Annotated in this window: 7 protein-coding genes; 1 reads left to right on the forward strand and 6 read right to left on the reverse strand. The window is 71.1% G+C overall.

Going from position 1 to position 10,640, the window contains the following annotated elements; all coding sequences use genetic code 11:
• Window positions 1–221 precede the first annotated feature (221 nt).
• From ACWGDX_RS38650 to ACWGDX_RS38665, 4 genes are all read right to left on the reverse strand, one after another.
• Entirely contained in the window at window positions 222–425 is a 204-nt protein-coding gene (locus ACWGDX_RS38650; protein ID WP_363084282.1) for an acyl-CoA carboxylase subunit epsilon, read from the reverse strand.
• A gap of 46 nt (window positions 426–471) precedes the next feature.
• Window positions 472–2,055, reverse strand: coding sequence for an acyl-CoA carboxylase subunit beta (locus ACWGDX_RS38655; RefSeq protein ID WP_363084283.1), 1,584 nt, complete (start codon window positions 2,053–2,055; stop codon window positions 472–474).
• A 152-nt stretch (window positions 2,056–2,207) separates the two neighbouring features.
• Window positions 2,208–4,547, reverse strand: coding sequence for a polysaccharide lyase 8 family protein (locus tag ACWGDX_RS38660; protein WP_453633412.1), 2,340 nt, complete (start codon window positions 4,545–4,547; stop codon window positions 2,208–2,210).
• Window positions 4,548–4,679: 132 nt separating this feature from the next.
• Window positions 4,680–5,189, reverse strand: a complete 510-nt coding sequence (locus ACWGDX_RS38665) for a hypothetical protein (RefSeq protein ID WP_453633414.1) — start codon at window positions 5,187–5,189, stop codon at window positions 4,680–4,682.
• A gap of 207 nt (window positions 5,190–5,396) precedes the next feature.
• Here ACWGDX_RS38665 and ACWGDX_RS38670 point away from each other — a divergent pair, with 207 nt between their 5' ends.
• On the forward strand, window positions 5,397–6,017 hold the full coding sequence (locus ACWGDX_RS38670; protein ID WP_453633416.1) for a YceI family protein: 621 nt from the start codon (window positions 5,397–5,399) through the stop codon (window positions 6,015–6,017).
• 107 nt (window positions 6,018–6,124) lie between these two features.
• Here the strand turns inward: ACWGDX_RS38670 and ACWGDX_RS38675 are convergent, their stop codons facing one another.
• Both ACWGDX_RS38675 and ACWGDX_RS38680 read right to left on the reverse strand, forming a co-directional pair.
• Entirely contained in the window at window positions 6,125–7,474 is a 1,350-nt protein-coding gene (locus ACWGDX_RS38675) for a hypothetical protein (RefSeq protein ID WP_453633417.1), read from the reverse strand.
• A gap of 135 nt (window positions 7,475–7,609) precedes the next feature.
• A partial coding sequence (locus ACWGDX_RS38680) for a glycoside hydrolase family 3 protein (RefSeq protein ID WP_453633419.1) occupies window positions 7,610–10,640 on the reverse strand: 3,031 nt, incomplete at its 5' end.

The raw sequence follows: 10,640 nt of genomic DNA on the forward strand, positions 1-10,640 counted from the left end.
CCAACCCCCCCTACGCCAAACGCGCACTAAACACCCTCGTCAAACCCGCCCTCTGGGCACGACGCCGTTTTTTGCGCGCTACCGTGCCCGCAACACCCGCGGTCACGGTCGCGCCCGGCACACAGCCGCACAAGCCGCGCAAGCGACAGACGCACAGACGAAGGCCCCCGCACTCACAAGGAGTGCGGGGGCCTTCGTACAGGCGGAGTGAGTCCTGGGAATCAGCCCTGCCAGCTGTGCGGGGCACGGAAGCCGGGGGTGCGCTCAAGGCGGCGCCAGCCGGCCGTGGAGCTGCCGTGGTGGGCCGGGGCGTCCTGGCGGGCCGCGGCGCGGGCCATCAGGACGGCGGTGATGGCGGCCAGCTCCTCGGGGCCGGCCTGCCCCTTCTCGACGCGCAGCAGGGATTCGTTCGTGGATTCGCTCATGGAGTCGTATCTCCGTCTTCTCGGCGGGAGGGCGCGGGACGCAGGGTCACTGCGGGGGGTTGCCGTGCTTACGGGACGGCAGGTCCGCGTGCTTGGTGCGGAGCATCGCGAGCGCACTCGCGAGCACCTCACGGGTCTCGACGGGGTCGATGACGTCATCGACCAGTCCGCGCTCCGCCGCGTAGTAGGGATGCATCAGCTCGGCCTTGTACTCCTTGACCATCCGAGCGCGCATGGCCTCCGAGTCCGCGGCTTCCGCGATCTGCTTGCGGAAGATGACATTGGCGGCACCCTCGGCGCCCATCACCGCGATCTCGTTCGTGGGCCAGGCGTACGTGAGGTCGGCTCCGATGGACTGGGAGTCCATCACGATGTAGGCGCCTCCGTACGCCTTGCGCAGGATCAGGGAGATCCGTGGCACGGTGGCGTTGCAGTAGGCGTACAGGAGTTTGGCACCGTGCCGGATGATCCCGCCGTGCTCCTGGTCGACCCCCGGCAGGAAGCCGGGCACGTCCAGCAGCGTCACGATCGGGACATTGAAAGCGTCGCACATCTGGACGAAGCGCGCAGCTTTCTCGGACGCCTCGATGTCCAGCACGCCGGCGAGGGACTGCGGCTGGTTGGCGACGATGCCGATGACCTGGCCGTCCAGCCGGGCCAGGGCGCAGATGATGTTCCGCGCCCAGCGCTCGTGGACCTCAAGGAAGTCGCCCTCGTCAACCAGTTCCTCGATCACCTTGTGCATGTCGTACGGGCGGTTGCCGTCCGCGGGCACCAGATCGAGCAGTACGTCGGAGCGGCGGTCCACCGGGTCCTGGGAGGCGACCGTGGGCGGGTTCTCGCGGTTGTTCTGCGGCAGCATCGACAGCAGATAGCGCACCTCGGCGATGCAGGTCTCCTCGTCGTCGTACGCGAAGTGCGCGACGCCCGAGGTCTCCGCGTGCACATCGGCGCCGCCGAGGCCGTTCTGGGTGATCTCCTCGCCGGTGACCGCCTTGACGACGTCAGGACCGGTGATGAACATCTGCGAGGTCTCGCGGACCATGAAGACGAAGTCCGTGAGGGCGGGGCTGTAGGCGGCGCCGCCCGCGCAGGGGCCGAGCATCACGCTGATCTGCGGAATGACGCCGGAGGCACGGGTGTTGCGCTGGAAGATGCCGCCGTAACCGGCGAGCGCGGAGACGCCCTCCTGGATCCGGGCACCCGCGCCGTCGTTGAGCGAGACCAGCGGGGCACCGGCCGAGATGGCCATGTCCATGATCTTGTGGATCTTGGTGGCGTGGGCCTCGCCGAGGGCGCCGCCGAAGATACGGAAGTCATGCGCGTAGACGAAGACCGTACGGCCCTCCACCGTGCCCCAGCCGGTGATGACACCGTCCGTGTACGGCCTCTTGGCCTCCAGGCCGAAGCCGGTGGCGCGGTGCCTGCGGAGCTGCTCGACCTCCTTGAACGATCCCTCGTCGAGCAGCAGCTCGATGCGCTCGCGCGCGGTCAGCTTGCCCTTGGCCTTCTGGGCCTCGGTCGCCCGGTCGCTGGGCCCTCGGCGGGCCGCCTCGCGCAGGGCGTGCAGTTCGGCCACACGCCCCCGGGCATCGGTGGGCTCGCTCGGCGTCTCGTCCACTACGGTCATGTGCCAACCCTACGAAGAGCACCGGGGAAAACACGCCGTAGACTCCACACAGTCTCCTGGCGGTATTCCTGGTGGGCCTGGACAGAACCCGGCCGGATGCGGGGTCCCCGGACAGCAACGTACCCCCGGCTCTTGTGGGATTCCCCTAGATGTCAGATGAACGACATCTCACAGCGATGGGTGGCACCGGCCGTCCCCGGGGTGATCCTCAGCCGTAGCGTACGCCCCGCCGAAAGCACCTCGACCGAAGGGTCGTGGGCCGTGACGCGCCGTACCCTCCGGTCCCAGTGGACCTCCAGCGGCCGTCCTGAACGCGGGGGTTCGGCGACACGGAGCGTCGCCGTACGGCCGCGGACCACGGCGAGAACGCTCGCGGGCGCGGTCGCGGTGAGCGGCCCCGCCGTACCGGGCCGCCAGAAATTGACGGCGGTGCAGCCGAGCGGGTGGATCGCGACCGCCTGGCAGCCGTCCGTGTTGGCGAGGATCTCCAGCCAGTGGCGGTCCGCGGCGCGGGCCGCCAGGGCCCGCCGGGAGACACCGGGCATCAGCACATAGGCATAGTCCGCGCACATCGGATCGATGCCGTGGTCGAGCCAGAGGGTCCGGTAGCGGCGTGTACGCCGTTCGGGGGAACTGGTGGTGTTGATGTCGCTCCACGCGCCGGTGCGCTCCTCGGCGAGGGTCCCGAGCCGGGCGCCGCCGGGGAAGAGCCAGCCGCCGTGCCCGTCGAGATGGGCCCAGCGGGGGCGGGCGCAGTCGTCGAGCGTGAAGGCGCGGGCGCCCCGCTCCCCCAGGTTGCGGTTGTCGACGACCGTCTCGACCGGCACCCCGTCCGTACAGGTGATCCCGGCGCCCAGACAGACGACGGCGTCGGTGAGGAAGAACCAGGACTTACGGGCTTCGAGGGTGGAGCCGAGGCCCTTGAGATGCTGTCCGACGGCGGCGAACGTCCCGTCGGTCGTGCCGCCCACCCACCGTACGGCGGGCCGGGGCGCGCCCCACTCGCCGCCCTCCCGGTCCGCGAGGCGCCTGGTGGACACGGTGGTACCGGGCAGCCGGTACGGGTCGACGGTGGGCCAGAACCAGTCGGTGTACTGGTCGTTGCCCCGGTCGGCGCACCACCAGGAGAGCATTCCCGCGCCGGTGTGCCAGCCGCGCGGGTTCTCGCCGTTGCCGCACTCGTAGTGCGCGATCCGCTCGGAGGCCATCGAGAGCGCGGCGGCCCAGCCGGGTCCCCGGTGCACGGCCCGGTCCATCGAGGGGAAGAGCCGGTGGCCGACCGGCTCGGGAACCGCGGGTACGTCCGAGGCGGCGAGCGCGTGCAGCCGGGCGAGATCGTCGACGTCGAACCGCGGCGCGGTCAGGAGCGGGGACACGGTGTCCCGCTCGATCCAGCCCTTGACCAGCCCGGTCCACCGCTCGCGGGCGGCCGGCGGCGCCCCGCCCGCGAGCAGCGCGACGGCCGCGGCGATCCCCTGCCCGTGGAAGTGGTCGCCGTGCAGCACACCCCGCTCGTCGCCCTTGAGGTGACCGCGGCTGATGGCACGTCCGTTGACGCAGTCCATCATCAGACCGTTGTAGATCAGCGGCGCGTAGGCGTGCTCCACGCTGTCGAGTACGGTCCGCCGGGCGGGGTCGGTGACGGCCCAGGAGGACCCGGCGAGCAGGGAGAGGAGCCGGCCCAGACCGTCCAGCAGGACCTGTCCGTACGTACCGGAGTAGGCGACCCAGGTGTGCTGGACGAACGAGCCGTCGGCGTAGAGGCCGTCCCCCTCGGTGACATGGGGGAAGACGGGTGAGAGCGCGTCACGGGCGAGGGCGATCTTGGCGGGGGTCCGGCCGAGGACCCCGCGCAGGGCGACGGAGCGGCAGAGGTCGACCCGGTTGGCGCCGGTGCTGACGCCCGCGTACGGGCCGAGGAGCGCGTCCGGGACGAAGTGGTCCACGGCCGCGCAGGCCGCCGCGCGCAGTTCCCCGGTGAGCCGGGCGTACAGGACGGCGGTGATGTCCATCAGCAGCCGGGGGCTGCCGATCCGCCACTCCCACCAGTTGCCGTAGGGGGTGACCGAGGGGCGGTAGACGGTGGCGGCGAGATGGGTGAGACCGCGTACGACATCGGCGAGGAGCGCCGGGTCGCCGGTGAGCGCGGTGCCGGTCCGGGCGTACGCCTGGGTCATGGTCCAGAGCCTGCTGTAGCTCCGGGTGATCCCGGCCGGCGGGTCGAAGGGGATCCCGGGCCAGAGACGGGTGGCGGCCGGGGCCATCGACCGCCGGAAGTCCGCGGCCAGTCCGGCGGTGCCGGCGAGCCGGGAGGCGTAGGGCTCGGCGGCGGGGTCGTAGCCGGTACCGAGCCGAAGGCCCGTCCAGCGCAGCCGCAGTTCGTCGAACTCGTCGGCGGAGGGCGCCCGTTCGCGTACGGGGCCGAGGACACCCGCCCCGGTTGCGGCCAGCAGGGCACGGCGGGACAGCGGCGACCGGGACAGCGGCGACACGGGACCTCCGCGCTGGAGATGTGCGGGCACGACCCGGTCTAGCACGGGTCCGGCGCGCGGTGCCGCGCGACGGGCGCTGCCCCGCTCCCCGGTCGGCCGGGGAGCGGGGCAGCGGTTCCACGGGTGGGACGGTCAGCAGCCGCCGCAGTTGTAGAAGGTCACGTCCCAGTGGTTGCCCTCGTCGGCGTAGAGGTTGCCGGCGCCGGACTGCCACTGCGGATAGCCGTCACCGCGCGGGCCGATGTAGGTGAAGTTGTTCTTGATGTAGTTGGTGAGACAGGTGGCCTTGCCGAAGTCGAGCTTGTAGCCGTTCCAGTGCGAGTACGTGCCGCTCGCGTGGCCCGTCTCCGTACCGCCCGTGATGTTCAGGGCGCAGCCGCTGGCGCTCCGCAGGGTCTGCGCGCCCTGGGCCGACGTCAGGTTGAGCTGGTCGAACGAGGTGCAGGTGGAGTTGTTGCGGTTGGAACAGCCACCGGACGAGGACCAGGTGATGCCCCGTGAGCTGAACATCGAGGTCGCCGTCGCGTGGGTGATCTTCGTCGCCGCGTGGGCGTCGCCCGCCGAGCTGAACACGCCGAACCCTGGGGCGAAGAGCGCGCCCAGGACCAGGGCGAACGCGGTGAGTACCGAGCGAAGTTTCATGGGGGGATTGCCTCCTGCTGGGAACCGTTGGTGTCGGTGGGGCAGCGGTGCAGGTGGTAGCAGACAGATGGTGCCCGATGTCTACGCGCGTCCGCCAGGGTGCGGGGAACTCGATCGGATGACATTGTTGAATTTTGAACGAGACCCGTCTATGGTCACGGTTGTTCAAGGTTTAACGACCAAGCGACCGCATTCTCAGGAGGAACCATGGCCCTCTTCGGCCGTAAGAACGACAGCGCTCCGGCCGGCCCGGCCACCGCGGTGGCCGACCCGGCCCTGGCCGCGCTGACCGGCGAGTACACCATCGACCCGGCGCACAGCACCATCAGCTTCACCGTGCGGCACGCGATGGTCACCAATGTCCGCGGCTCGTTCAACGAGCACGAGGGCACCCTGAACCTCGACGGCTCCAACCCGGCGGCCTCCACGGCCTCGATCGATGTCTCCATCGCCAGCGTCGACACCGGGATCCCCGACCGCGACGGCCACCTCCGCAGCGCCGACTTCTTCGACGCGGAGACCTTCCCGAAGATGTCGTTCCGCTCCACGTCGACCGAGCAGACCGACGCCGAGACCTACCGGGTCACCGGCGATCTGACCATCAAGGACACCACCCGGCCGCTCACCATCGACCTGGAGTTCCATGGCTCCGCCACCGATGTGTACGGCAACGAGCGGGTCGGCTTCGAGGGCAGCGCGACCATCCTGCGCTCCGACTGGGGCCTGACCTGGAACGCGGCGCTGGAGACCGGCGGTGTGATGGTCAGCGACAAGGTCAAGCTGACCTTCGACATCTCCGCGATCAAGAAGGCCGCCGAAGCCGCCTGACCGGGCACGAGGCGCAGGCGCGAGGCGGAGGTGAGGGGAGCGGCGGGGGCGCGGGGGCACGGGCGGGGCCCGCGGTCCGGGCGCGGGCGGGGCCCGGGACCCGGGTCCTAGAAACCGCCCCCGCCGTCGAACCCTCCGCCGCCGCCGAAGTCCCCGCCCCCGCCGAAGCCTCCACCGCCGAAGTCGTCCGGGTTGTAGTCGGCGCCCGAGTAGTCGCCGCCGCCGTGGCCGGAGTAGTCACCGCCGCCGTAGTCCGCGGCGTAGGCGGGCGTCGCCATCACCGAGCCGAGCATCGTGCCCACGAGCAGCCCCGGCAGCAGCCCGCCGCCGAAGTAGCCGCCGGCCCACGGTCCGTACACGGGTCCGGCCTCCCAGTAGGGACGGGGGCCGTTCGCCGTCTGCACCGTACGCGTCATCGGGTCGTCGCCGTCGGCCAGCCGGGCCGCGTCGGCGGCGCAGACCGGCACGGTCCGCCGTACACCGGCGGGCGGGGCCCACTCCGCGTCGGCCGTCGAGGGGCCGTGGCGCGGGTCGAAGAAGCACGGCGAACGCCGCTCGGGGAGCGGGGCGCCCTTTCTGCGCGCGTCCAGCACCGCCAGTGAGAACCGGCCGTCCTCCAGCGCCTCCGTCACCCCGCGTACGTCGTCGGGCCGCTGGGCCGAGCCCATCAGGGACTTCGCCTTCTCGTACGCGTCGAGGGAACGCTCGTACTCCGAGCGCGTCGCGTCGTCGGCGCCCGCCTCGGCGGGGTGGAAGTCGAGCCGGTCCAGCTCCTCGCCGAACGCGGTGATGTCCTCGTCGACCACGACCCGCAGCTTGTCCAGCGCCTCGCGCTCCCGGTCGGTCCGCCGGCGGCGGTTGTACCGCGCCACACCGTAGGCACCCGCGCCGCCGGCCACGAGCACCGAGCCGAGCACGATCAGCCCGGTGGACGAGCCGCCGGCGTCGCCCGAGCCCGTCGTGTCCCAGGACGCCGGGGCCTGGCCGCGGATCTGCGGGAGCGCCTGGTCGACGAAGTTGTTCAGCTCGGTCGCCGCGTCCACCGGACCGCCCGCCTTGACCGCGCTGGTGAGATCGCGGACCGCCTGCTGGGAGAGCACGGCGGAGTCGGCGCCCGCGTCGAAGCCGTCACCGAGACGGATGGCGTACAGGCCCGTGATCCCGGTCTCGGCCCGCACCGTGTTCAGCACGGTGGCCGCGGGGAACTGGGCCGTATCGGGCAGGACGGCCACGAACAGCGGTTTGTCCGCGTCCTTGATCTTCTTGGCCAGCGCCTCGGCCTCGGACGTCGAGAGCCTGCTCGCGGCCCCGGGGTCCACATAGACGGGTCCGTCCTTGAGAGCCTCGGCCACGGTCCCTGGGCCGGTGGCGGCCTCCGCGGCGGGCGCCATTCCCAGGGCCGCGGCCGAGCCGGCGAGCAGCATCCCGGAGAGCGTGGAGTACAGCCTCGTCCTCATACATTGACGCTACCCGAAACGCGCCAAGATGGGGCAGGGGTGAGCAAAAGCGAAAGCAGAGCGCCGGAGAGGAAAAGGGTGAGGCACCCGGGCCCGCCGGCCCGGGTGCCTCACCCATGGGGGTTCCGGGGCTGATCAGGCGGCCCTGTACGCCGCCGTCAGCCTGTCCACCGCACCGGTCAGATCACCGGTGAGCAGCAGATGGTCCGCGTCCGCGAAGGGCTTCGCCGAGGCGGGGGTGATGTCGTCCCCGATCCTCTGCTGGACGAGCAGTCTGGCCTGGCCGACCAGCTCCCTGCCCTGCGCGGACCTGCCGAGCCCCGCCTTCTCCAGCACCTGGGCCGCGACACCGAGGGCGGCGAGGGTCAACCGCCCGCCGCCGGGCGGCGCCTTGAGGGTCGTCAGCCCCCAGCCGTACGGGAACTGCGGGTCGTAGACCGTGTCACCGACATTGATCGGCAGTGACTCGACCGACTTGGGCCAGGTCACCGGAAGCTGACCGGTGAAGGCCTTCCTGCCGTAGAGGACATCGGCCACACCGTCGCCCTCGCTGCCCGGCAGCCAGGACGCCACCAGCGCGTCGATGTCACCGAGCTGGTCGCCGATGAGCTGCGGACGGCCCGAGACGATCAGAACGGCGCATTTCATGGCGGCGCAGACGGTGTCCACGGCCTGCCTGTCCTCCTCGGACAGATTCAGGTCATGGCCGTTGCCGACATCGCCCTGGCCCTCGGCGTACGGCTTCTCGCCGACGACGACCACCCCGACGTCATGGCCCCCGGTGGGGGCGGTGGCGTCCTCGGAGTAGGTGAGGGAGGCGTCGGGAGCGGCCTTCCGCATGCCCTCCAGAATGGTCGTCCCGGTGGTGGTGCGCCCGGAACTCCCCTGCCAGGTGATGGTCCAGCCGCCCATCTGGTTGCCCAGGTCGTCGGCGTTGGAGCCGGCCACGTACACCTTCTGCGACGGCTTGAGCGGCAGGACCGCGCCCTCGTTCTTCAGCAGCACCTGCGACATGGCCGCCGCCTCGCGGGCCACCGCCCGGTGTTCGGGCGAGCCGATCTTCGACCGGTTGGTGGTGTCGGCGTACGGCTTCTCGAACAGGCCGAGCCTGAACTTCTGCTCCAGGATGCGGGACACGGCGTCATCGATCCGGGCCTGGCTGATCCGGCCGGCCGTGACCTCGGCCTGAAGGATCCGGGTGAAGTCCTTGTACGCCGTCGGGACCATGATCATGTCGAGTCCGGCGTTGATGGAGGTACGGACATCGCTCGCGTAGTCGCCGGGGATCTGGTCGATCGCCTGCCAGTCGCTGATGACGAAGCCCTTGAAGCCCATCCGGTCCTTCAGCTCACCGTTGATCATGGCGCCGTCGGCGTGCATCTTGACCGCGGGCCTGTTCTCGTCGGTGATCTCCAGCGAGGAGTAGGAGGGCATGACCGTGCCCACGCCCCGCTTCACGGCGTCCTTGAACGGCGCGAGATGGATGGTCTCCAGCTCCTCGCGGGTGACCTTGGTGACGCCCTGGTCGATGGTGTACGAACCGGTCGTGGAGGAGCCGTACTCGGTGCCGCCGTCACCGACGAAGTGCTTGGCCGTCGCCAGCACCTTGTCATTGCGGTCCAGACCGCTGCCGGACGCGGGCCCCTGAAGACCGTTGACGACCGTGTCCATGGCGATCACCAGCGCGGGGTCCTCGCCGAAGCTCTCGTACGTACGGCCCCAGCGCTCGTCCCTGCCGACACAGACGCAGGGCGCGAAGTCCCACGGGATGCCCGTGGCCCGTACCTCGTTCGCCGTCACCGCGCCGGTCCGCTCCGCGAGCGCCGGGTCGCGGGTCGCGCCGAGACCGATGTTGTGCGGCATGATCGTCGCGCCGATGACGTTGTTGTGGCCGTGCACCGCGTCCACCCCGTAGATCAGCGGGATCTGGAAGCGGGTGGCCTGCGCCCTGAGCTGGAAGGCGTCGATCATCTTCGCCCAGGCCTCGGGGGTGTTGGGCGTCGGTGCGGACCCGCCGCCGGAGAGCAGCGAGCCGAGGTCGTAGGCGGCGATGTCGCCCTGGGCCGTCAGCGCGTTGCGCTCGGCCTGGGTCATCTGGCCGGCCTTCTCCGCGAGGGAGAGCCGGGAGACGAGGTCGGCCACCCGCTTCTTCACCGGCAGCGTGGCGTCGAGGTACGGCAGACCGTGGGCGTCGATGACGACCTGCGGGTTCTCGGCCGGGGCCTTGGCGCCGGTGACGGTGAGCGCGAGCGGTACGGTCTCGGCGCTCTCGGCCGCCCTGTCCTTGACCGTGGGGATCTCGACGGTCCGTGAGGTGCCCGAGGCGCTGCCGGCCGGGAAGGTGACCGAGCCGGAGACGGCCGTGTAGTCCTTGCCCGCCTCCGCCGTGCCGCCCCCGGCGGTGTAGCCGACCGTCACGGGCTCCTCGATCGGGCCGGAGCCGGTCGTCGCGACCGAGATCCGCACCTTGGCCACGGCGCCCTCGGTCACGGGATGGACGGCCGCGTCGGTGACGACGCTCGCCGCCAGGCTCGGATCGGCCTTGCCGTACAGCTCCACCGCATCCAGGGCGAACCGGCCCGGCGCGCCCGTCGGCAGGGTGACGGCGTAGCCCCACATCTCCGTCAGACCGAGGACCTGGTCGATTCCGCCGACCGGCTGATAGTCGGTGCGGTACTGGAAGTCGGCGAAGGGTATCTCGACCTGGTGCCAGCCCTCCCAGTCGTCGGTGAAGGACGTCGTCCACAGCTCGGAGGCCTCGCCGTTGGCGCCGCCGTCCTTGATCTCGAAGTTGATCCGCTTGCCGGAACCGGGCGGCAGGGGCGCGGTGTTCTGGCCGTACCACCAGAAGCGGACGCCCCGGTGGGCCGACCAGTCGTGCGACGGCTCGTCGAAGGCGAAGTCGTGGCTGAACCCGCCGTACCCGTTGATGTCGTAGGTGCCTTCGAGGACCTTGGCGCCCTCGGGGGCGTCGGCGCGGGCCGCCAGACTCAGCCGCGGCGGGTCGTCGGCGTCGCCGCCCCAGGTGAAGATGCCCCCCTCGGGCGGCCCCGCGAACGGCACCTCGCCCTCGAAACGGTCGACGGCCACCGGGGCCGGTTCGTCCGCGGCGGCGGACGGACCGGCTCCCGCGAGGGGCAGCAGCCCCGCCAGGACGGCGGCGGCG

This window comes from Streptomyces sp. NPDC055025 (assembly GCF_053608565.1).